An 18476-nucleotide genomic window follows, 5' to 3' on the forward strand; every position below is an offset into this window, starting at 1 on the left:
CCGCTCGGCACGCCGTCCGTCACGACCTTTTTGCCGACTCGACGACAACTCGGGTGTATGTGTGCGTCCCGCAGTCCGACGATCCAGACGCTGACCGTCTTCGTCGTCGTGTTCGCCGTGCAGTCGGGCGTCCGGCTCGTCGCGCCGGCCGCGGCGGTCGGCCTGTTCGCGCTCGCACCGCCGCTCGCGGTGCGGCCCTGGACCCTTCCGCTGAGCGTCTACGCCCACGCGAACCTGCCGCACCTGGTGTCGAACGCAGTCGCCCTGTTGTTCGTCGGACTGCTCGTCGAGCGCGTCACGACGACCGTCCGCTTTCACCTCTTTTTCCTCTCGGTCGGGATGGCGGCCGGCGTCGCGCAGGTGTGGATCGGCGGCCTCTTCGGCCCCCCGACGGCCGTCCTCGGTGCCAGCGGCGCGGTGTTCGGCCTCTTCGGCTACCTGCTCGCCGCGAACCCGGTGACCCGGGCCGTGGTCGGACGGCTACAGCTCTCGCGCGGCGTCCAGGTCGCGCTCGTCGCTGGCCTCGCGCTGGTCGTGACGCTCACCACGGCCGCCCCGGGGGTCGCGCTCGTCGCGCACTTCGCCGGTCTCGCGCTCGGCCTCGTCGCGGGACGGCTTCACCTGCTCCGTACCGAAACACAAGGTACTAATAATCGCCAGCCGGTATGAACATGCGAGGGCTCGTAGATCAGCGGTAGATCGCTTCCTTCGCAAGGAAGAGGCCCGGGGTTCAAATCCCCGCGAGTCCATACGCGAACGAGCTTTTTTGCGAGCGAGCGAATGGCGAGCAGGATTGTATCAGCAGTGTCGAACTTCGGAACGCATTTATCAATAGCGTTAAACGATGGCCGTATGCCAGGCCCCGTCTTCGTCAGCGGCGAAACCGTTTCCTTGCGTACCCTCGAACGCGAAGACCTCCCGTTCCTTCACGAGCATCGCAACCGCCCCGACGTCCGCCGGTCGTTGGGTCGCGTTCATCCACAGAACCGCGAGAAGCTGGACCAGGACTTCGAGGGGTACATGGCGAACGCGGTCAATCTCCTCGCCTGCGTCGACGGCGACCCCGTCGGATTCGTCGCGCTGTTCGACTGGGACGAGTCGTCGGGACGGGCCGAATTAGCCTACTGGGTTGCCCCGGACCACCAGGGTAACGGCTACGGTACCGAGGCGACCGAACTCGCCGTCGAGTACGCTTTCGACGAGCGCCGGTGTCACCGACTCGTCGCGGGAGCGCACGAGACCAACGACGCCTCGCGGGCACTCCTCGAAACGCTCGGATTTCGGGAGGAGGGCCGCCAGCGTCAACACGTCTTCGTCGACGGCGAATACGTCGACACCGTACTGTACGGCCTGCTGGTCGACGAATGGCGGGATTGACTCGCTCTCCTCGACGTCGCTGCGGTCGGTCGACGGCGCCCCGTTCGGTGGCGTCTCGACGCCACGGAACGGACGGCGGTCGGACGACGTCGGAACTCCTCGCGAGTTGACCGTTTCACGACCGACCCGGCGCGTGAACGTCGCACGCTGCCACGTGCGCGGAATGAGCGCGGTCGACGAACGGGACCGTTACACACTGTTTTCGCTCGCCCGCCCGCGGTTAGCCGAGGTATAACAAAGGGCGTGTGACGCCTTGGATGAACCACGCCCGGTGCCCGGGTGTACCCGACCGACCGCCCGACGTCGCCGGAGGCTCTGGTGGTGAGCTGGCCTCTCACCGGGTTTCGGCCACGCCTCCTACGAAAGTTTGTCGTCTCGGGCGTGCTCGGAGTTTCTCTGTGGGTCGCGGATCGGACTTCTCGCCGGCCCACAGTTTGAAACCGCTCGACGGCCCACTGTCTGGTAGTAACTAACCATGCCCTCTGACAGGCTTGACGACGTGGACGCAGGCATTTTGCACCTACTGCAGCGTGACGCCAGAAATACGACCACGACGGAGATGGGGGATGCGGTCGGCGTGTCGGCGAGCACCGTCGGCAATCGCATCCAGCAACTCGAAGAGGACGGCATCATCGACGGCTACCATCCGCGAATCGACTATCACGACGCGGGATTTCCGCTTCGGGTTCTGTTCGTCTGCACCGCGCCGATTCCGGAGCGCTCCGAACTCTCCGAACGGGCGCTCCAGATCGACGGCGTGGTGGACGTCAAGGAGATAATGACCGGCGTCGAGAACGTCCACGTCGAGGCGGTCGCGACCGACCGCGACGACGTGACCGTCATCGGCGAGGACATCGACGCCCTCGGCCTCGACATCGTCACCCAGAAGCTGGTGAAGAACGAACACATCCAGCCGTTCGACCACTTCGGCGACGACACCGCCGACGAGTAGTACCGGGTCCATCGCTGGCGACGGTGCTACCGGACGGACGGGCGAGCCTGCCGATATCCTTATTCACCGGGGTTCCGTTTATCCACCGTCGAAATGTCTCGTACGTCCTATAGCCGCAGTGATGGCGAGCGGCCCAGTACGGCCGTCGTCAACGCCCTCGCGGCCCACGAAGACACTGACGTCGGCGAAATCCGCCCACAGCTGTACGACGTGGTCGACCCGGACGCGCTCGACGCGCTGTTCGGCCCGCGTCTCGACGGTCGTCCCCGGACGAGCGGTCGCGTCGTCTTCACGTATCTCGGTCATCGCGTAACCGTCCACAGCGACGGCCACGTCTACGTCGGTGAGGTCGACGAGACGGCCGAGTCCGGCGTCACTCCGGTGGACGAGTAGTTAGCCGTGCGCTTCGAGCTGCGTCGCGACCGCGGCGACGTACTCCTCGCGGTCGTACCCCAGCCGCGCTCGCCAGACGTTCTCGTAGGAGGGGTGGAGTAGCGGCAGCGCCGTCACGCCCAGTCGCTCGCAGTCGACGGGGTCGAGCACTCGCGCGAGGAACCCGTCCATCGGTATCGACTCGAACTCCAGCAGCGCCGTCGTCGCGTGCTTGCCGGTCGTCGCCACGACGCTTGGCTCGACCTGCGCTATCTCGGTCCGCAGGTGTTCGAAGCAGTTCGCCCGCTCTTCTGACCGGGGTTCGCGGTTGCTCCCGTCCTCTCCTTCCGGGAAGCACTTCACCGCGTTCGTCACGTAGAGGTCGTCAGGACCGTAGCCGGCCGCCTCGAACAGTTCCCGGACGCGCCGCCCGGAGTGGCGCGAGGTGTAGGCCATCCCCGTCCAGTTGCCGCCGCGCCAGCGGTCGGCGTCGGCGTCGCCTGCTCGCGGCTGGTCGCCGCTCGCCGTGTCCGTCGAGCGCGGCCCGTCGCCGAACGCCGGGGCCTCGCCGACGACCATCACGTCGGCGTCGAGCGAGCCGTTCCCCCACGCGATGCGGTTGCGGCACTCGACGAGTTCGGGACAGCGCGAGCAGTCGGGTTCGAGGACGTTGCGCGAATCCGGGTCCGGGAACTGGGGCACGGTCGGCGTTGGCGGCGCTGAGTACTCAATCCTCCGCTCGCGGAATCTATTTGTCGCCCGTCACACGACTAACGCGCATGGACGACCCGACCGTCCGCTCGGCGACGCCCGACGACGTCGCGGACATCCGGCGCGTCGCGCGCGAGTCGTGGCACGCCGCCCACGACGACGTCATCGGTACGGACGCCGTCGAGAGCGCGATAGACGAATGGTACGACGTGGACAGCCTCGCGGAGTCGGTGGCGCGAGACGACGGTCGGTTCCTGGTGGCGTGCGCGGACGACGACGTCGCCGGCTTCGCGCAGGCCGTCCTCGGCGACGAGGGGGAACCGGCGTGGCTCGCGCGCATCTACGTCGCTCCGGACCGGTGGGGCGACGGCGTCGGCACCGCCCTGCTCGACCGGATCGAAGGCTGGCTCCGCGGAGAGGGGGTCGACCGCCTCCGGCTGGCGGTCATGGCCGGCAACGACGTCGGCAACGCCTTCTACGAGAAACGCGGGTACGCGGTGGTCGAGGAGCGCGAACAGGACCTGTTCGCCGCGACCTTCGACGAGTACGTCCGCGAGACGGAACTCTAGTCCTCCTCGACGACCTCGATGCCGCGGTTGTTGACCGCGGCGGCGTCGAGACCCACCTCTTCGAGGAACTGCTTGTACTCGCGCTCGCAGGCCTCGGCGTCGGCCTGCTTGTCGCTGGCGCGGTCACAGAGCGCCACGAGGTCCTCGGGCACGTCGTTCGTGTAGACTATCCAGTGGTTGATGAGGTCGCTGAGACGACGGATGGGGCTCGTGAAGTGGCCGTATATCTCGAAGTTGAGCGCGTGGTGACCGCCGAAGGGGTCGTTCATGTACTTCGCGCGCGGCATCACCTTCATCACCGCCCACTGAATCTTGTCGAGCTGGCGGCTCGGCGCTTCTTCGAGCGTGGCGTTGACGGCCTTCCGGGGGTCGTCCCACGCGCTCCCGGGGATGGAGACGCCGTCCAAATCCTGTATCTCTTGGAGCGCCTCGTTCCACTCGTCCGGCGTCGGCTGAGGGTGGACGCGGTACATCGCAGAGACGCCCCGGTCCCACATGAGTTCGTGCGTGACCGCCTTGTTCGCCTTCAGCATCGACTCCTCGATGATGGTGTGGGCGCGGTCCCGGCGTGGGTTGAGAACGAGGCTGCCGTCCTCCTTGCGCTGTTCGTGCATCTGGTCGGCGAGTTCGAACGCGAGCTGGTTCTCCTCGTGCAGCGGCGCGCCCTCGTCGTCGATGCGGTTCTCGGCCTGCGTGTAGGTGAGCCGTTCGTCGCTGCGGATGACGGACTTGTAGATGTCTATCTCCTCGTAGCCCAGCGTCTCCTTGTCGAGGTGCATCTCGACGGTGTGGGCGAGGCGGTCCTCGTCGGGGACGAGCGAGCAGACGGTCTCGGCCAGCATCGGCGGGAGCATGTGGATGGTGTAGGCGGGCAGGTACACCGTGTTGGCGCGTTCGACCGCCTCCTCCCACATGTTGGTGTCGGGCGTGACGTAGTGGGTCACGTCGGCGATGTGGACCCAGAGGACGTACTCGTCGTCGCGCTCCTCGACCGAGAGCGCGTCGTCGAAGTCCTGAGCGTCGACGGGGTCGGTGGTCCACGTCGTCATGTCCCGGAGGTCTCGTCGTTCGTCGACCTCCTCCTGTATCTCGGACTGGATGTCCTCGGTTCGTTTCTCGGCCTCGGTCATGACCTCCTGGGGGAACTCGTCGCGGATGTCGAACTTCTCGAACAGTTCCTCGCGGTGCTCCTCGAGTCGCTCCGCGGTCTCGGGCGATATCTCGACGGGACCCTGGCCTTCGGCCGTTCCGGCCTCGGCCTGTGCGTCGCTGGTCATGGCGAGACGTAGGAGAGTCGGGCAGTTAGGCGTATCGACTGGTCAGCCGCCGGTCCCGGTCGGCTCGACGGTCAACCTTCCTCTTCGAGCGGACCGTACCGGTCCCTGACCGTGGTCTCGTACCGGGCCAGAAACTCCTGCCGGTCGACGGTGCCGGCGTCGATCTCGACGAGGATGCCTTCGAGTTCGTCCCGGGGCTGGTGACAGAGGTCTCGGTGACAGTTCTTGCAGAGGTGCTCGAACGTCTTGTCCTTGCGCTCCCAGCGGTTGCCCTCTTTGTCGTACTCTCTCGCGGCGTCGCGGCGAACGGCGGTCCCACAGGCGATGCAGACGACCGACTGCTTGTCCCCGTTCTTCCGGGAACCCCACATACCACTCCATTCGTTCCGCCCCTACTTCGCCCTTTTGACGACTTTCCGATACGTGTCCGGCGGTCGTCGTCCCGAAGGTCGGGGCTTTAAGCCGTGAAACGACGGACGATGTGGTATGCAGGTCAAGTCACGCCACCACCTCCGGAGCGACGAGGTGCGCGAGATCGAGGACGCGCTCGCGACGACCCTGGGCGTCGACCTCGACGCCGACACGTACGAACTCGTCGAACTCGAGGACACGAAGTTCGACCTCGTGCTCGTGAACGGCGAGCAGCACGTCATGTACCTCGACGACGAGCCGTTTCTCACCGTCGAAGGGGCGAACGCCTACCCGCCGGAGCGTCGCGTCGTCACGGTCGACGCGGGCGCGGTGTCGTTCGTCAGCGACGGCGCGGACGTGATGCGCCCCGGCATCGTCGACGCCACCGAGGACGTCTCGGCCGGCGACCTCGTCGTCGTCGCGGAGGAGAGCCACGGCAAGGTGCTCGCGGTCGGCCGCGCCAAGACGAGCGGCGACGACATGGTCGGCGACTCCGGGAAGGTCGTCGAGTCGCTCCACCACGTCGGCGACGACCTGTACGAGTTCACCGTCTGACGGCTCGTCCCGGTCTACTCGTCCGCTCCCGGTTCGTCCGCCTCGCCCCCGTCGAGTTCGTCCGCCTCGTACGCCTCCTCGTAGCGCTCGACGGCCATCTCGTACCCCTCCCGGGCGAGTTCGTACGTCTCGCGCAGGTCCTCGACCGGCGTCTCGGTGGCGTCGACGCGTAGGTCGTCGTAGTACGGCTCCATCTCGCGGTCTTCGGTACGCTCGACCAGCAGCGCGGCGCTCTGGACGTGGAGGTCCTCGCGCTTGTCGCCGCCTTCGGCGTGGCCCGCCGCGAGCGCGTCGACCAGCCGCTCCGCCAGCGGCGCGTCCTCGCCGTCGGCACGGCCCGTCGGCTCCTCGCTCGCGCGCTCCTCGTACGCCCGCGCCGTCGCCTCGACGACGGCCTCGCCGGTCAGCAGGTTCCCGGCGACGGTGTAGTTCTCGCCGCTCGTGTGGCCGTACCAGCCCTTGCACTCCTCGCCGGAGAAGGCGAACGTTCCCTCCGCGTCGACGCCGTGAAGCTGGCGCTGGTCCGCGCCGTCGTCGGCGTGCAGGAGCGCCGAGAGAGCGTCCTCGACAGCCAGGCCGTCGTCCAGATACCGGATTCCCTTCCGCCCGAGTTCGACGTTGACGAGGCTCTGGGTCGCCACCGCGCCGTTCTCGCTGGCGAACGGGCACAGCGTCCCGACCGCGGGCAGACGAGTCGTCACCGCGACGCCGAAGCGGCGCTGCTCGTCGCCCGACTCGTCCTCGTACTCCTCGCGCACGCAGATGCTGAACGTCACGGTCGGGGCGTGGCGGCGCGACGGCAAAAAGGTCCGTCTCGCGGCGCGCGGCGGCGCGGCGGTTCGAGTCCGTTCGTCCCGCGACGCCGCCCGAGTCGAGAGCGAGAACTTCTTTGTCGCGCCCCGACCAATCCCGCCCATGGACGAAACCGAAGTCGTCGTGCGAGCCGTCCGGGAGGTCGGCGAGGACACGGTCGCGCTGGAACTGGAGACGCCGCCCGCGTTCGACGCCCGCCCGGGGCAGTTCGTGCAGATCCGGGGCGAGGTGGACGGCGAAGCGATAACGCGTCACTACACGCTCTCGTCGCCGGACGTCTTCGAGCCGCGCTCGAACGGCTCGTCTGACGAGTCCGAGGGCGGGGCGGAGACGTTCGAGATAACGGTCGGCGTCGACCCGGAGGGCGACCTCAGCCCCTGGCTCGCCGACCGGGAGGCGGGCGACACGGTCGGCGTCGACGGCCCGTACGGCGAGGCCTACTACGAGGGCGAGGAGTCGGTCGTCCTGCTCGCCGGCGGCCCCGGCGTGGGACCGGCGGTCGGCATCGGCGAGCGCGCGGTCGCGGACGGACACGACGCGGTCGTCGTCTACCAGGACGACGCGCCGGCCCACGAGGACCGACTGCGCGCGCTCGCCGACCGCGGAGCGACGGTCGTGATGACCGACCAGGCGCTGGCCGACGACGAGCGCGTCAGGGAGACGCTACGGGAGGCGACGGGCCAGCTCTTCGTCTACGGGTTCGCCGACTTCCTCGACGCCGCCGAGGAGGCGCTGGCGGAGTCCGGCCACGACTTCGCGGACGCGAAGGCGGAGAACTTCGGTCCCAGCTGAATGAAGCAGTACCCTTTTAGTACCCCGTGAAAATAACCCACTGCTAATGGGTCTCAGGTGTTCGCTGCTGGGGCACGACTACGCCGAATCCGAAATCGAGCGCGAGCGCGAGGAGGATGGCAACGAAGTCGTCGTCACCGTCCGGGAGTTCAAGGAGTGCAAGCGCTGCGGCGAGCGGAGCGTCGTCAGCGAGAACAAGGAAGTCACGGCTATCGAGGACCCGGAACCGAATCCCGAGCCCCCCGAGAGCGAGGCCGTCGACACGGAGCCGGCCGAGTCCGTCGCGACGAGCGACGGGGAGTCGACGGAGCTGAGCGACGACTTCGAGCCGCCGGAGACCGCCGAGGAAGACGACGGCGTCATCCTCGACGACGAGGACGACGTGGACGAGGAACCGGCGGGGCGCGGCCACGGCGAGTGGCCGGAGTCCGACGACCACGGTCAGGATTCGGCCGACCGCAGCCACGGCGAGTGGCCCGAAAGCGACGCGGACGACGAGGGTTTCGACGCCCAGGTCGACGACGGCGAGGACGCCGACGTGCAGTTCGGCGGCGGCCTCACCCCCGAAGCCGACCTCGAAGCCGAGGAGGACGTCCAGTTCGTCGAGGCCGAACCACGCGAGTCCGCGACGTCCGACCGCGAGCAGGACGACACCGGGTTCACTCGCGCCCGGGCGGCACCCCAGCCCGACCAGGCGACCACGTCGAACCCGGACGGGGAACTGGTCTGTCCGGAGTGTGGCAACGTCGACGAGATGGCCGACTCCTCGCTTCGAGCCGGCGACATCTGCCCGGAGTGTCGCAAGGGATATCTTAGCGAGCGCGACTGAACGCGAAAAGGGTATACATCCCGCTGTCCAACGTGTGTCTATCCATGAAGAAGTACAAGATGCGACGCGGTGAGCATCTCGAGGACCGTATGCCGGACCTGAAAGCCGAGATAGAGGACTACTTCGGGCCAGTCACCGGTACCGAAGAGGTCGACGGCCACGAACTGTACGTGGTCGAGGAGCCGGAGAACCCGGTGTTCGACCGAATCGTCGCCGGGGCCGCCGAGTACAGCGGCAAGAAGGACAAGCTCGCGGTCCACTTCGACGAACGACCCGCGGAAGAGGTCATCGCCGAGGGGCACGCTGACGCGGCGGCGGAAGCCGTCAGCAAGAAAAACGAGTTCCTCCTCGAAGCGACCGGCCGTGACGCGAAAGCCCGTCGCGACTCGATGAAACGCGCCGTCGAGGACGACGCCGACGCTCCCGACGACGTTTAGCGACCGAGCTTCTCGCGACTGATACTGACGCCCGTCGGCGTGACGATAAGCTGGTCGTCACCCTTCTGGACGATGTCGCCGTCGACCTCGCGGGCGACCTGCTGGAGTTCGTCGGTGATGCGCTCGACGGTCGTGTCCTCGGTCCGGAGACGGGTGATGTCGGCGACGACGAGGTCCCCGTCGTAGATGGCGTCTTTGATGTCGATGACGTCCTGTTGCCCCTGAATCTCGGCGATGTGTACGCTCATCCCGGCGTCGTCGGCCGTCGTCTCGAAGTCGTCCAGGTCGAGTTCGACGTAGTCGTCGACGCTCCCGGTGGGCCGGTCTCCGAGGATTTTGCTCATGAAACCCATAGGAAAACTCCGCTCTTGAGCGAGTATAGTTCTTACGTCAGACGAATCGGTCCGTTCGTCGAGAGGCGCGCCTTCCGAACGAACCCGAAGCGAGTCATCCGTCGACGCGCCGCGTTACTTCCCGACGACCGCGCCCTTCATCCCGAGCGAGCGGTGGGGGTCGCAGTAGTAGAGGTGCGTTCCGGTCACTTCTCGGTGTAATCCCACCCGGACACGTCGTTCGACAGGAGTTCGCCGTTGACGTTCCACGTCCGCGGCCGGTAGGCGACGACGAGAAGTCCGGCGTAGAACGCCGCGACGCAGGCCGTGACGACGGTGCCGGGGATCCAGCCGATGGCCGCGCTGGCGGGCCACTCCTCCCCCGAGACGTACGCGGTCAGGTGGAAGAACCACGCCGCCAGCAGGACGAGAAAGAGCGGCAGGTACACCCGTCGCAGGCGATGGGCCAGCGCCTCTTCGAGAGTCACTTTCATCTTCGGCGTGTGGTAGTCGCGGCTCAGCTTCTCGCGCCAGTCGTCGTCCTCGACGTCCTGCCCGGGGTCGAGCCCGTAGGACCACACGTTCTGCTGGAGCATCCGCACCCTGGACCGCCAGATGTCGTACGCGCGGTAGCGTCGCGCCTCGATGAGCAGGAAGATGCTCACCGTGACGATGGCCAGCAGGACGATGTAGTGCGGGTTGGACCGGTTCGAGAACGCCCACGTCAGGATGGCCGCCATCAGCGTAATCGCCCAGTTGCTCGTCCGGTCCAGTCGCTCGCGCCAGAACTTCATCCGGTGAATCTCGCCACGGTAGAGGTGCGCGAGCGACGAGCCCGGCCCCATACTCTCCCGGAAGACGCCCTCGCCGAGTTGCTCGTCGACGGCGTGGCTGTCCGGGTTCGCCTCCTCGGTCACTTCCTCACTCTGGTCGGTCATGGTCAACGTCTCCGGAGTTCGCCCGCGGTTTCCGCTTCGATAGTCCTGTACGGGCGTGTAAAAACCGTGTGCTTCCGGTCAGCGGTGACGGCTCGCTCTCCCCCGGCCCCGGGACCACGCTTTTATTCGAGACGCGCCTAACCGGGCGTATGACAGACTGGTACGCGGTCGGAGTCGGGTTCGTCGTCTCGGTGATCGCCGGCGTCTTCGCGTTCGCCATCCCGGGCGTCGGTCACGTCGGGGCGGGGCTGATCGGCGGCTTCGCGGCGGGCTACGTCGCCGGCGGCGGCCTCGGCCGCGGGTTCTGGCACGGTCTGCTCGCCGGCTCCGTCGCCGGCGTCGCCGTCGCGCTCCTGCTCGGCCTGGCCGGGTCGGTGTTCGGCGGCCTCGCCGGCGGCCCCGTCGGGTCGCTGTTCGGCGGCGCGGGGCTCTTCCTGGTCGCCGTCGTCGTCACGCTCCTGCTGGCACTGGACAGCGCGGTCGGGGGTGCCGTCGGCGGCTGGCTGAAGGCCCAGTAACCCGAGCCGTTTTCACTCGCGCGGCCGAAATCACGTCCATGACAGCGATAGACGCCGACACGATTCTTCCAGCGGAGCGCGTTCGCCAGGCGGTCGCGTCGGGGCGCGTCTCACAGCTCCACCGCGGCGACCGCTACGCCGACGAGGGCGACACCTTCGAGATAGACGGCGACCGCTTCGAGGTGGTCTCGGTGACCGAGCGAACGCTGGGCGACCTGACCGACGAGGACGCCCAGGCCGAGGGGTCGGAGGATCTGGACGCGTACCGGGAACGGCTGAACCGCGCGCACGAGAACTTCGAGTGGGACGACGACGCGACGGTGTACCGCCACCGATTCGAGCGCGTCGATTGAGGACGCTAGCGTCGTTCGGCCAGTTCCGAACGCAGGTCCGCGACGTCCATGTCTTTCATCGCCAGCAGGACGAGCAGGTGGTAGACGATGTCGGCGCTCTCGTGGGCTATCTCCTCGCGGTCGTCGTCTTTGGCGGCCAGCACGAGTTCGGTGGTCTCCTCTCCCAGCTTCTCCAGGACGGCGTTCTGTCCCTTCTCGTGGGTGAAAAGCGACGCGGTGTAGGAGCCCTCCGGCAGCGTCTCCTTTCGGTCCTCGATGACGGCGAAGAGGTCGTCGAGCACGTCGTCGGTCGGCGTCCCGTCGGCGTCTCGCCGCCCCGTCATGGACCGATCTCGGCGACGTCCCGGATGTCCTGGAGGTCGTCGAACTGCGCGCGCGACTGACGGCCGTCCTCGAACACTTCCTCGGCCACCTCGACGCTCGCACCGGTGCGCGCCGCGAGCGCGAGCGAGTCGCTCGGTCGGGCGTCGATGACCGTCTCGTCCCGTGGCGTCTGGACGTGTAGCTCGGCGATGTACGTGTGGTTGGAGAGTTCGCTGACGACGACGCGCTCGACGCGCCCGCCGAGTTCCTCCATCACGTCCAGCAGGAGGTCGTGCGTGAGCGGGCGTCCGATGTCCTCGGCTTCCATCCCCCGGGCGATGCTGACGCCTTCCTCCAGGCGGATGAAGATGGGCAACACGTCGTCGTCGTCGTCCGGTGCGAGCACCACGATGGGCTGTGGCCCCTCGTCGGTCACGGCCACGCGCACCGCGTCGATTGTCACGTCCATAGCGCAATCGTCGGTCGCCATCGTCAAAAACTTGCTCACCCTCCGTCGAATCCCTCCCCGAGTTCCCCTCGTCCCTGCCCCTACCGGAGCATCCTTCCGGGGCGCGACCGTATCTACGTCCATGTCTGAGACCAACCGGAAGTTCCTGCTGGCGAAGCGCCCCGAGGGGAAACCGGACCGCGACACGTTCGACCTGGTCGAAGCGGACGTGCCGGACCCGGGACCGGGCGAGGCGCTGGTTCGAACGCTCTACCTCTCGGTCGACCCCTACATGCGCGGTCGGATGGACGCCGGCGAGTCGTACGCCGAGCCCTGGTCGGTCGGCGAACCCCTCAAGGGGGGCGTCGTCGGCGAGGTCGTCGCGTCGAACGGTGCGGACGTCGAGGAGGGCGACGTGGTGACGGGCAACCTTGAGTGGGCCGACTACGTCACCGCGCCGGGAACCGACCTCCAGCCAGTGAACCCCGACCTCGCACCCATCTCGACCGCGCTCGGCGTGCTCGGGATGCCGGGACGGACCGCCTACTTCGGCACGCGCGAGGTGGCCGAACCGAAGGCAGGCGACACGTTCGTCGTCACCGGGGCGGCGGGCGCGGTCGGCTCCGTCGCGGGCCAGATAGCCAAGCTGTCCGGCGCGCACGTCGTCGGGTTCGCCGGCTCCGACGAGAAGGTCTCGTTCCTCGAAGACGACCTCGGCTTCGACGCCGGAATCAACTACAAGGACACCGACGACTACCGCGCCGCGCTCGACGACGCGGCTCCGGACGGCGTCGACGCCTACTTCGACAACGTCGGCGGCGAGATAACCGACGCCGTCTTCTCGAAACTCAACGTCGACGCCCGGGTCGCAGTCTGCGGCCAGATATCGCTGTACAACGCCCAGGAGATGCCGACGGGACCGCGGAAGCTCCCGAAACTGATCGAGACGCGAGCGCGAGTGCAGGGCTTCCTCGTCGGCGACTTCGCGCCTCGATTCGGTGAGGCGACCCGGAAGCTCGGAGGGTGGGTCTCCTCGGGCGAAATCGAGTACCGCGAGACCGTCACGGAGGGCCTGGAGAACGCTCCCGACGCCTTCCTCGGACTGTTCGAGGGCGAGAACATCGGTAAACAGCTCGTGAAGGTCGGCGAACGCGAGGCGTAGGCTCGCCGACGGAACGGCGAAAAGAACACGTAGGCGACGCGTTACTTGTTGCGCAGGTGGATGCGGTCGTCGTCGATGCGGTCGACGTGTTCGTTCCGCACCTCGTGGCTGTCGTCGGAGTCGCCCCAGCCGAGCATCGATTTGACCTTGTCGGTCAGGTCCGCGTCGTCGTCCCGGTCTACTCGGGCGTTGCCGTCGTTGACGTTCGTGACGCGGCCGATGCGGGTACCGTCGCTGGTGACGACCGACTTGTCGACGTCGTCGGAGTTGATGTCTCGTACCATTGCGTCTTACATCATCGTCCCTTCTCCTCTAACCGTGCTGGTTGCGTGTGCCAGCACCTGCTGTAGACGCTCCGGAGACGGCCCGAATCCCCCCGATTCGGTCGACAGGGTGACTCGGCCACGGTCCGCAGCCTCCGTCCGAGCGTGACTCCGGTCCGTTCTCCCTCCTCCGTCGCCCGTACTCCGACGGACGACGCCGAACCGACGGTCGACGTATCGGGATTCGACGTGAACTGCAGTTCTCCGAACGACTTTGTGGCGTCCGTCCGACGGGAATCGCATGATCGTCGTCCAGACGAGCATCCCGGTAGCATCGGACCGCCGCGACGAAGCGCTCGAAGCGATAGCCGCCCTCGTCGAGCAGTCACGAAAGGAGGACGGCGTCGTCGACTACCGGGCGACGACGGACCTCCAGGATCCCGACGTGGTCCGGTTCTTCGAGCGCTACGAGGACGAGACGGCGCTGGAGGCGCACGTGCGGACAGACCACGACCGGGCGTTCGTGGCGGACCTTCCGGCCCTGACCGACGGTCGACTCGAAACCGTCCGGTTCGAACTCGACGAGGAACCGGAGGTAGTTCGGTTCGACGCCACAGAGGCGAGCCTTCCCGACGCGGAGGGTGCCGAGAGGGCGTAGCGCGCGTTTCGACCGCCAGGCGGCGATTCGATACAGCGTAGTTCGGTTTATCCGCGGTGCGACGTTCCGTCGGCGTCGCTCTCGGTGCCGACGTACGCCCCGTGCGAAACGTCCAGACGCGCCGCTCGGGGTTGCTGAGAGAAGCGGTCGAGAACGAGGGAACCGTTACTTCCCGCGGCCCTTGTCCTTCGTGTTGCTGGGCCGGGTGTGCTCGGTACCCTTGCCGCGCTGCTGGAGTCCCCGGTTGCCCTTGCCGGCGCTGGTCAGGCCGCGGAACGCGCGCCCGCGGTGACTGTCGTCGCAGATCCAGTTGAGGTCGTCGTCGTTCTGGATGGCCGGGTGCTCGGGGTCGAGCAGAATCACTTCGTGCCACTTCTGGCTACCGTCCTCGCCGACCCAGTAGGAGTTCAGCACGCGGAGGTTGGGGAACTTGCGGCTGACCCGCTCCTCGGCGATGCGCTGGATGTTCTTGCGTCGACCGATGCGGTTGACACCCTGGCGCTTGGACCGCCGGCCGGCCTTGAACCGCTGCTTGCGCGCGCCGCCCTTGCGGACGCTGGCGCGCGCGACGACGACGCCCTGCTTGGCCTTGTAGCCGAGTTCGCGGGCGCGGTCGAGCCGGGTCGGGCGGTCGATGCGCTCGATAGCGCCCTGGTCGCGCCACTCCTGTTTGCGCTGCCACTGGAGTTCGGCGAGCTTGCCGTCGTCCGGGTCCTTCCATGCGTCTCGGATGTGCGAGTAGAAGCTCTTTGCCATGGTTATCACCACGGGCGTTGGATGGTTCAGCGAGTTCGGCGCGAACGCCTCCCGCGGTTCGAGACCGCGTACGCCACATTCCGACCTGCGTTCGCAGGCGCCCGCTGGTGCCCGTCGTCCCAGCGAGTCGTTCGTTCGTTTACCGTCTCGGGCTTTAAGGCCTTCGTCTTCCCGTCGAACCGGTCCGAACGGTTCGTCGTCGTTTCGGCGCCGTCGTCGCTAGCGGTCCCGTTCGCGTTGGTTTCTGAAAGCGGCCAGAAACCCCAAACGTCTCCCCGTCGAAATACGACTATGAATCGAATACTACTATACAGAATCGCCGAATCGGAGGGTCGCTGATGGCCGTCCTCGAACTCGCAATCGCGTTCTTCGTCCTCGCGATAATCGCCGGTGCGCTGGGCGCCGGTGGCGTCGCCGGGATGTCGATGGACATCGCCAAGTGGCTGGTGATCATCTTCCTCGTGTTGGCGGTCGTCTCAATGATCCTCTGAGAAGTCGCGGACCGTCTCGAACTCGCCGTCGGCGATTCCCGCTGCGAGCGCCGCCGCGTCTACCTCGGGAACGCGCCCGGGGTACTTCCGCTGGAAGTAGCCGACGACGTTGGACGCGTCGCGTTCGAGGAACTCGTCGGCGTTCTCGTGGTCCGTGTCGACGGCCTGGGGCCAGTCGAAGATCGTGATGCCGTCGCTGGCGACGAAGACGTTGTACTCGCTCATGTCGGCGTGGACGTAGCCGAGTTCGTACGCCTTCGCCATCTCGCGGAGGATGAGGTCGAGGACGGGGACGACCTGTTCGTCCTCGAACTTCGCCCGAGCCAGTTCCACGCCGTCTATCTTCTCCATCACGATAGCGTGCCGGTTGTGGTCCACCGGCCGGGGGACGCTGACGTCCGGATAGAGCGCCTCCAGAGCGCCGTGTTCGCGCTCGGCGGCCTTCCGCGCAGTGTAGAGCCAGGAGACGTGCTCCCGGTCGGACGTGTAATCGCGCTCTTTCATCACTTCGCGGAAGTTGGTGTATCCCTCGCGGTGGTACTTCAGCGCCAGCGGGCGGAACGACTGCACCTCGTACACGTCGCTCTCCTTGCCGACACCGAGCGGCGAGCCGACGCCGTCGATGGTGTCCCGTTCGGCGAAGGTGTGCAGCGCCAGCGCGTCGTACCCCTCGAACTTGAGCGTGTACCCCTCGTACTGGATGGTCTGCCGTTCGAGTAACTCCCGGTCGAGACACCGGTCCAGCCGGTAGTCCACCTCCTCGGGCGTGAGCCGCGAAAACTCCGGTATCTTGCTCTTCTGGACCCACTCGCTGAAGCGCATCCCCTGCTCGACGCCCGACAGGAGGTGGAAGTCCTCCGCCTCCAGGTCCGCCATCTCGGGGGCGACGTTCCGCACCATCGCTTCCCGGTAATCGCCCGTCGCGTAAGGCGCTTGCGACCCCGAACGGCGTCGCCGTCGGAGACGTCGTTCCCGGGACGACTCGCGTCCTCGGAGTCGGCGTCGTGCGTGCGCCGTGCGTGCACGCGTCAGACGAGCGTCATCCAGAGGGGAAAGATAATTAATCTGCGTTTGTAAAGGAAGGGCCAAGGATGGACTCCATTGTCGAAGACGCCATTGAGGAGGCTGAGGGGGAGCAACAGCCGCCCCAGCAGTCACAGATGGGTGGTGGCACGGACGCGAAGAAAGACCCCTCGCCCTCGGGGGCGATGACGGACGAAGAACTGAAAGACGTCCTCCAGGATCTCCAGACGAACATCACGGTCGTCGGCTGTGGCGGTGGTGGCGGGAACACCGTCAACCGGATGGCCGAAGAGGGCATCCACGGCGCGACGCTGGTCGCCGCGAACACGGACGTCCAGCATCTGGTCGAAATCGAGGCAGACCAGAAGATTCTGATGGGCGAGCAGAAGACGAACGGCCGCGGCGCGGGGTCGCTCCCGCAGGTCGGCGAGGAGGCCGCCCTCGAGAGCCAGGAGGAGATTTACGACGCCATCGAGGGCTCGGACATGGTGTTCGTCACGGCCGGTCTCGGCGGCGGCACGGGCACCGGAAGCGCTCCGGTCGTCGCCAAGGCGGCCCGCGAAGCCGGCGCGCTCACCATCGCCATCGTCACGACGCCGTTCACCGCGGAGGGCGAGGTCCGGCGCACCAACGCCGAAGCCGGCCTGGAGCGTCTCCGGGACGTGAGCGACACGGTCATCGTCGTCCCGAACGACCGCCTGCTCGACTCGGTCGGTAAACTCCCCGTCAAGCAGGCGTTCAAGGTCGCCGACGAGGTGCTGATGCGCTCGGTGAAAGGCATCACGGAACTCATCACCAAGCCCGGCCTCGTCAACCTCGACTTCGCCGACGTTCGCACCGTCATGGAGAAGGGCGGCGTCGCCATGATCGGACTCGGCGAGTCCGACTCCGACCAGAAGGCCCAGGACTCGGTGAAGTCCGCGCTGCGCTCGCCGCTGCTCGACGTGGACATCAGCGGTGCGAAGTCCGCCCTCGTCAACGTCACCGGAGGTAACGACATGGCCATCGAGGAGGCCGAGGGCGTCGTCGAGCAGATTTACGACCGCATCGACCCCGACGCGCGCATCATCTGGGGGACCTCCATCGACGAGGAACTCGAGGGGACGATGCGGACGATGATAGTCGTCACCGGCGTCGAGTCGCCCCAGATATACGGCCGCAACGAGGCCGAGCAGGCCCAGCAGGCCAAGAGCAACGGCGAAGACATCGACTACGTCGAGTAACCGCAACCCAGTCTCCGACTTCGTTCTATCGCGCTCTCGTCGTTCGACGGTCCGCGACGACTCGCCAGCAGTCGCAGGTCCGACGACCGGAGGCAGTTCCGCTGGCGGCGCCCGGCCCTCGACACCGACCGCCCGCGCGAGAGTCCCGACGAGCGTCTGCGCTGGCCGCGTCTCCCGTCAGCGATCCGACCACCTTGGAAAGATAGAAAACCCCGCATGGCCAAGTGGGGGTAACATGGACGTCAAACTCGAACTCTCGTCGTACGTTCGCGTACTCAAACTGGCGAGTACGCCATCGTGGAACGAGTTCTCTAAGATATCGAAGATCGCCGGCGCGGGCATCATCCTCGTCGGCCTGCTCGGCTTCGTCATCGCCGCCGTCATGAGCTTCCTTCCGACATAACCATGGGCATCTACGCAGTCAAAACCACGGCCAGCCAGGAACGCACCGTCGCGGACATGATAATGAACCGCGAGGAGGAGGACATACACGCCGCCCTCGCGCCCGACTCGCTGACGAGCTACGTGATGGTCGAGGCGGACGACGACGGCATCCTGTCGCGCGTGCTCGACGAGATTCCCCACGCCCGGAGCATCGTCCCCGGGAACAGCGACATCTCGGAGGTCGAGCACTTCCTCTCGCCGACGCCGGACGTCGAGGGTATCGCGGAGGGCGACATCGTCGAACTCATCGCCGGCCCGTTCAAGGGCGAGAAGGCGCAGGTCCAGCGCATCGACGAGGGCAAAGACCAGGTCACCGTCGAACTGTACGAGGCGACGGTTCCGATTCCGGTCACCGTGCGCGGCGACCAGATCCGCGTGCTGGACAGCGAGGAGCGGTGAACGAAGTGATCCGCTCCTCGGAGCGGCGATAGCGCGGTACACCAGTTCTCGGACACGCAGACCGCGTAGC

At 66.8% G+C, this 18476-nt stretch carries 29 protein-coding genes and 1 tRNA gene; 18 read left to right on the forward strand and 12 right to left on the reverse strand.

Going from position 1 to position 18476, the window contains the following annotated elements; translation table 11 throughout:
- Positions 1-57 precede the first annotated feature (57 nt).
- The 5 genes from ACTF4R_RS07850 to ACTF4R_RS07870 all read left to right on the forward strand — a co-directional run bounded on the left by ACTF4R_RS07850 (position 58) and on the right by ACTF4R_RS07870 (position 2722).
- Entirely contained in the window at positions 58-669 is a 612-nt protein-coding gene (locus tag ACTF4R_RS07850; RefSeq protein ID WP_440007289.1) for a rhomboid family intramembrane serine protease, read from the forward strand.
- An 8-nt stretch (positions 670-677) separates the two neighbouring features.
- A tRNA-Ala gene (locus tag ACTF4R_RS07855) sits at positions 678-749 on the forward strand.
- Between the two features lie 103 nt (positions 750-852).
- Positions 853-1377, forward strand: a complete 525-nt coding sequence (locus ACTF4R_RS07860; protein ID WP_440007290.1) for a GNAT family N-acetyltransferase — start codon at positions 853-855, stop codon at positions 1375-1377.
- Between the two features lie 475 nt (positions 1378-1852).
- On the forward strand, positions 1853-2329 hold the full coding sequence (locus ACTF4R_RS07865) for an Lrp/AsnC family transcriptional regulator (RefSeq protein WP_440007291.1): 477 nt from the start codon (positions 1853-1855) through the stop codon (positions 2327-2329).
- Positions 2330-2422: 93 nt separating this feature from the next.
- Positions 2423-2722, forward strand: a complete 300-nt coding sequence (locus ACTF4R_RS07870) for a DdfA family disk-determining factor (RefSeq protein ID WP_440007292.1) — start codon at positions 2423-2425, stop codon at positions 2720-2722.
- Here the strand turns inward: ACTF4R_RS07870 and ACTF4R_RS07875 are convergent, their stop codons facing one another.
- A complete protein-coding gene (locus ACTF4R_RS07875; RefSeq protein ID WP_440007293.1) occupies positions 2723-3403 on the reverse strand; it encodes a uracil-DNA glycosylase in 681 nt (226 codons plus the stop codon).
- 77 nt (positions 3404-3480) lie between these two features.
- Here ACTF4R_RS07875 and ACTF4R_RS07880 point away from each other — a divergent pair, with 77 nt between their 5' ends.
- A complete protein-coding gene (locus ACTF4R_RS07880; protein WP_440007294.1) occupies positions 3481-3981 on the forward strand; it encodes a GNAT family N-acetyltransferase in 501 nt (166 codons plus the stop codon).
- On the opposite strand, the gene ACTF4R_RS07885 is transcribed toward ACTF4R_RS07880, so the two are convergent.
- Both ACTF4R_RS07885 and ACTF4R_RS07890 read right to left on the reverse strand, forming a co-directional pair.
- Complete coding sequence (locus ACTF4R_RS07885) at positions 3978-5258, reverse strand: ribonuclease catalytic domain-containing protein (protein WP_440007295.1); 1281 nt, start codon at positions 5256-5258, stop codon at positions 3978-3980. The two genes, ACTF4R_RS07880 and ACTF4R_RS07885, sit on opposite strands and share 4 nt — an antisense overlap.
- Before the next feature lie 71 nt (positions 5259-5329).
- On the reverse strand, positions 5330-5629 hold the full coding sequence (locus ACTF4R_RS07890) for a DUF7562 family protein (protein ID WP_113274987.1): 300 nt from the start codon (positions 5627-5629) through the stop codon (positions 5330-5332).
- 115 nt (positions 5630-5744) lie between these two features.
- On the opposite strand from ACTF4R_RS07890, the gene ACTF4R_RS07895 reads away from it, so the two are divergent.
- On the forward strand, positions 5745-6224 hold the full coding sequence (locus tag ACTF4R_RS07895; RefSeq protein ID WP_113274988.1) for an RNA-binding protein: 480 nt from the start codon (positions 5745-5747) through the stop codon (positions 6222-6224).
- Positions 6225-6238: 14 nt separating this feature from the next.
- Here ACTF4R_RS07895 and ACTF4R_RS07900 read toward each other — a convergent pair whose 3' ends face one another.
- Positions 6239-7000 carry a DUF1028 domain-containing protein gene (locus ACTF4R_RS07900; protein WP_440007296.1) on the reverse strand — a complete coding sequence of 254 codons (762 nt, stop codon included), beginning with the start codon at positions 6998-7000 and terminating at the stop codon, positions 6239-6241.
- Positions 7001-7139: 139 nt separating this feature from the next.
- Between ACTF4R_RS07900 and ACTF4R_RS07905 the strand changes: the two genes are divergently transcribed.
- From ACTF4R_RS07905 to ACTF4R_RS07915, 3 genes are read left to right on the forward strand one after another with little or no spacing between them, the layout of a single operon-like run.
- Entirely contained in the window at positions 7140-7829 is a 690-nt protein-coding gene (locus tag ACTF4R_RS07905) for an FAD-dependent oxidoreductase (protein WP_440007297.1), read from the forward strand.
- A gap of 46 nt (positions 7830-7875) precedes the next feature.
- Positions 7876-8658: a DUF7093 family protein gene (locus tag ACTF4R_RS07910; protein WP_440007298.1), complete on the forward strand. Its 783-nt coding sequence runs from the start codon at positions 7876-7878 to the stop codon at positions 8656-8658.
- 44 nt (positions 8659-8702) lie between these two features.
- Positions 8703-9095: a DUF5611 family protein gene (locus ACTF4R_RS07915; RefSeq protein WP_113274992.1), complete on the forward strand. Its 393-nt coding sequence runs from the start codon at positions 8703-8705 to the stop codon at positions 9093-9095.
- Here ACTF4R_RS07915 and ACTF4R_RS07920 read toward each other — a convergent pair.
- From ACTF4R_RS07920 to ACTF4R_RS07930, 3 genes are all read right to left on the reverse strand, one after another.
- The gene (locus ACTF4R_RS07920; RefSeq protein WP_113274993.1) at positions 9092-9448 is read right to left on the reverse strand and encodes a cell division protein SepF; all 357 of its coding nucleotides are present in this window, start codon (positions 9446-9448) and stop codon (positions 9092-9094) included. The two genes, ACTF4R_RS07915 and ACTF4R_RS07920, sit on opposite strands and share 4 nt — an antisense overlap.
- Positions 9449-9562: 114 nt before the next feature.
- The gene (locus tag ACTF4R_RS07925; protein ID WP_440007299.1) at positions 9563-9655 is read right to left on the reverse strand and encodes a plastocyanin/azurin family copper-binding protein; all 93 of its coding nucleotides are present in this window, start codon (positions 9653-9655) and stop codon (positions 9563-9565) included.
- Positions 9634-10365 (reverse strand): DUF2270 domain-containing protein, encoded by a 732-nt coding sequence (locus ACTF4R_RS07930; protein ID WP_440007300.1) that lies wholly within the window; start codon positions 10363-10365, stop codon positions 9634-9636. Before ACTF4R_RS07930 ends, ACTF4R_RS07925 begins: the two co-directional genes overlap by 22 nt.
- A gap of 149 nt (positions 10366-10514) precedes the next feature.
- Between ACTF4R_RS07930 and ACTF4R_RS07935 the strand changes: the two genes are divergently transcribed.
- Together ACTF4R_RS07935 and ACTF4R_RS07940 are read left to right on the forward strand one after the other, a co-directional pair.
- The gene (locus ACTF4R_RS07935; protein WP_113274995.1) at positions 10515-10883 is read left to right on the forward strand and encodes a DUF5518 domain-containing protein; all 369 of its coding nucleotides are present in this window, start codon (positions 10515-10517) and stop codon (positions 10881-10883) included.
- Between the two features lie 38 nt (positions 10884-10921).
- Positions 10922-11236, forward strand: a complete 315-nt coding sequence (locus ACTF4R_RS07940; RefSeq protein WP_440007301.1) for an ASCH domain-containing protein — start codon at positions 10922-10924, stop codon at positions 11234-11236.
- Positions 11237-11241: 5 nt separating this feature from the next.
- On the opposite strand, the gene hisE is transcribed toward ACTF4R_RS07940, so the two are convergent.
- Both hisE and ACTF4R_RS07950 read right to left on the reverse strand, forming a co-directional pair.
- Positions 11242-11559: a phosphoribosyl-ATP diphosphatase gene (gene hisE, locus ACTF4R_RS07945; protein ID WP_440007302.1), complete on the reverse strand. Its 318-nt coding sequence runs from the start codon at positions 11557-11559 to the stop codon at positions 11242-11244.
- On the reverse strand, positions 11556-12008 hold the full coding sequence (locus ACTF4R_RS07950; RefSeq protein ID WP_440007303.1) for a bifunctional nuclease family protein: 453 nt from the start codon (positions 12006-12008) through the stop codon (positions 11556-11558). The genes hisE and ACTF4R_RS07950 overlap by 4 nt, the downstream gene beginning before the upstream one ends.
- Positions 12009-12129: 121 nt before the next feature.
- Between ACTF4R_RS07950 and ACTF4R_RS07955 the strand changes: the two genes are divergently transcribed.
- Entirely contained in the window at positions 12130-13149 is a 1020-nt protein-coding gene (locus ACTF4R_RS07955) for an NADP-dependent oxidoreductase (RefSeq protein ID WP_440007304.1), read from the forward strand.
- Positions 13150-13190: 41 nt separating this feature from the next.
- On the opposite strand, the gene ACTF4R_RS07960 is transcribed toward ACTF4R_RS07955, so the two are convergent.
- The gene (locus ACTF4R_RS07960) at positions 13191-13433 is read right to left on the reverse strand and encodes a hypothetical protein (RefSeq protein WP_440007305.1); all 243 of its coding nucleotides are present in this window, start codon (positions 13431-13433) and stop codon (positions 13191-13193) included.
- Positions 13434-13713: 280 nt separating this feature from the next.
- Here ACTF4R_RS07960 and ACTF4R_RS07965 point away from each other — a divergent pair, with 280 nt between their 5' ends.
- Positions 13714-14070 (forward strand): putative quinol monooxygenase, encoded by a 357-nt coding sequence (locus ACTF4R_RS07965; RefSeq protein ID WP_440007306.1) that lies wholly within the window; start codon positions 13714-13716, stop codon positions 14068-14070.
- A gap of 165 nt (positions 14071-14235) precedes the next feature.
- Here ACTF4R_RS07965 and ACTF4R_RS07970 read toward each other — a convergent pair whose 3' ends face one another.
- Positions 14236-14826 carry a 50S ribosomal protein L15e gene (locus ACTF4R_RS07970; RefSeq protein WP_113275002.1) on the reverse strand — a complete coding sequence of 197 codons (591 nt, stop codon included), beginning with the start codon at positions 14824-14826 and terminating at the stop codon, positions 14236-14238.
- 338 nt (positions 14827-15164) lie between these two features.
- Between ACTF4R_RS07970 and ACTF4R_RS07975 the strand changes: the two genes are divergently transcribed.
- Entirely contained in the window at positions 15165-15317 is a 153-nt protein-coding gene (locus ACTF4R_RS07975; RefSeq protein ID WP_440007307.1) for a DUF1328 family protein, read from the forward strand.
- On the opposite strand, the gene ACTF4R_RS07980 is transcribed toward ACTF4R_RS07975, so the two are convergent.
- A complete protein-coding gene (locus ACTF4R_RS07980; RefSeq protein ID WP_440007308.1) occupies positions 15303-16217 on the reverse strand; it encodes a serine/threonine-protein kinase RIO2 in 915 nt (304 codons plus the stop codon). The two genes, ACTF4R_RS07975 and ACTF4R_RS07980, sit on opposite strands and share 15 nt — an antisense overlap.
- 191 nt (positions 16218-16408) lie before the next feature.
- Here ACTF4R_RS07980 and ftsZ point away from each other — a divergent pair, with 191 nt between their 5' ends.
- The 3 genes from ftsZ (at position 16409) to ACTF4R_RS07995 (ending at position 18406) form a co-directional block, all read left to right on the forward strand.
- On the forward strand, positions 16409-17563 hold the full coding sequence (gene ftsZ, locus ACTF4R_RS07985; protein ID WP_113275005.1) for a cell division protein FtsZ: 1155 nt from the start codon (positions 16409-16411) through the stop codon (positions 17561-17563).
- A gap of 235 nt (positions 17564-17798) precedes the next feature.
- On the forward strand, positions 17799-17966 hold the full coding sequence (locus ACTF4R_RS07990; RefSeq protein WP_440007309.1) for a protein translocase SEC61 complex subunit gamma: 168 nt from the start codon (positions 17799-17801) through the stop codon (positions 17964-17966).
- Between the two features lie 2 nt (positions 17967-17968).
- Positions 17969-18406, forward strand: a complete 438-nt coding sequence (locus ACTF4R_RS07995) for a transcription elongation factor Spt5 (RefSeq protein ID WP_433626930.1) — start codon at positions 17969-17971, stop codon at positions 18404-18406.
- Positions 18407-18476: the final 70 nt, after the last annotated feature.

Origin of the sequence: Halomicrococcus pelagicus (genome assembly GCF_051917725.1) — an archaeon.
Lineage (GTDB): Archaea > Halobacteriota > Halobacteria > Halobacteriales > Haladaptataceae > Halomicrococcus.

Bases quoted from the DNA above. Each gene is read 5' to 3' on its own strand.
- ACTF4R_RS07990 (WP_440007309.1), top strand. From the start codon at position 17,799: ATGGACGTCAAACTCGAACTCTCGTCGTACGTTCGCGTACTCAAACTG.
- ACTF4R_RS07950 (WP_440007303.1), bottom strand. From the start codon at position 12,008: ATGGACGTGACAATCGACGCGGTGCGCGTGGCCGTGACCGACGAGGGG.
- ACTF4R_RS07885 (WP_440007295.1), bottom strand. From the start codon at position 5,258: ATGACCAGCGACGCACAGGCCGAGGCCGGAACGGCCGAAGGCCAGGGT.
- ACTF4R_RS07930 (WP_440007300.1), bottom strand. From the start codon at position 10,365: ATGACCGACCAGAGTGAGGAAGTGACCGAGGAGGCGAACCCGGACAGC.
- ACTF4R_RS07860 (WP_440007290.1), top strand. From the start codon at position 853: ATGCCAGGCCCCGTCTTCGTCAGCGGCGAAACCGTTTCCTTGCGTACC.
- ACTF4R_RS07880 (WP_440007294.1), top strand. From the start codon at position 3,481: ATGGACGACCCGACCGTCCGCTCGGCGACGCCCGACGACGTCGCGGAC.
- ACTF4R_RS07975 (WP_440007307.1), top strand. From the start codon at position 15,165: ATGGCCGTCCTCGAACTCGCAATCGCGTTCTTCGTCCTCGCGATAATC.
- ACTF4R_RS07995 (WP_433626930.1), top strand. From the start codon at position 17,969: ATGGGCATCTACGCAGTCAAAACCACGGCCAGCCAGGAACGCACCGTC.
- ACTF4R_RS07850 (WP_440007289.1), top strand. From the start codon at position 58: ATGTGTGCGTCCCGCAGTCCGACGATCCAGACGCTGACCGTCTTCGTC.
- ACTF4R_RS07895 (WP_113274988.1), top strand. From the start codon at position 5,745: ATGCAGGTCAAGTCACGCCACCACCTCCGGAGCGACGAGGTGCGCGAG.
- ACTF4R_RS07920 (WP_113274993.1), bottom strand. From the start codon at position 9,448: ATGGGTTTCATGAGCAAAATCCTCGGAGACCGGCCCACCGGGAGCGTC.
- ACTF4R_RS07890 (WP_113274987.1), bottom strand. From the start codon at position 5,629: ATGTGGGGTTCCCGGAAGAACGGGGACAAGCAGTCGGTCGTCTGCATC.
- ACTF4R_RS07865 (WP_440007291.1), top strand. From the start codon at position 1,853: ATGCCCTCTGACAGGCTTGACGACGTGGACGCAGGCATTTTGCACCTA.
- ACTF4R_RS07960 (WP_440007305.1), bottom strand. From the start codon at position 13,433: ATGGTACGAGACATCAACTCCGACGACGTCGACAAGTCGGTCGTCACC.
- ACTF4R_RS07905 (WP_440007297.1), top strand. From the start codon at position 7,140: ATGGACGAAACCGAAGTCGTCGTGCGAGCCGTCCGGGAGGTCGGCGAG.
- ACTF4R_RS07915 (WP_113274992.1), top strand. From the start codon at position 8,703: ATGAAGAAGTACAAGATGCGACGCGGTGAGCATCTCGAGGACCGTATG.
- ACTF4R_RS07935 (WP_113274995.1), top strand. From the start codon at position 10,515: ATGACAGACTGGTACGCGGTCGGAGTCGGGTTCGTCGTCTCGGTGATC.
- ACTF4R_RS07870 (WP_440007292.1), top strand. From the start codon at position 2,423: ATGTCTCGTACGTCCTATAGCCGCAGTGATGGCGAGCGGCCCAGTACG.
- hisE (WP_440007302.1), bottom strand. From the start codon at position 11,559: ATGACGGGGCGGCGAGACGCCGACGGGACGCCGACCGACGACGTGCTC.
- ACTF4R_RS07970 (WP_113275002.1), bottom strand. From the start codon at position 14,826: ATGGCAAAGAGCTTCTACTCGCACATCCGAGACGCATGGAAGGACCCG.
- ACTF4R_RS07910 (WP_440007298.1), top strand. From the start codon at position 7,876: ATGGGTCTCAGGTGTTCGCTGCTGGGGCACGACTACGCCGAATCCGAA.
- ACTF4R_RS07940 (WP_440007301.1), top strand. From the start codon at position 10,922: ATGACAGCGATAGACGCCGACACGATTCTTCCAGCGGAGCGCGTTCGC.
- ACTF4R_RS07980 (WP_440007308.1), bottom strand. From the start codon at position 16,217: ATGGTGCGGAACGTCGCCCCCGAGATGGCGGACCTGGAGGCGGAGGAC.
- ftsZ (WP_113275005.1), top strand. From the start codon at position 16,409: ATGGACTCCATTGTCGAAGACGCCATTGAGGAGGCTGAGGGGGAGCAA.
- ACTF4R_RS07965 (WP_440007306.1), top strand. From the start codon at position 13,714: ATGATCGTCGTCCAGACGAGCATCCCGGTAGCATCGGACCGCCGCGAC.
- ACTF4R_RS07955 (WP_440007304.1), top strand. From the start codon at position 12,130: ATGTCTGAGACCAACCGGAAGTTCCTGCTGGCGAAGCGCCCCGAGGGG.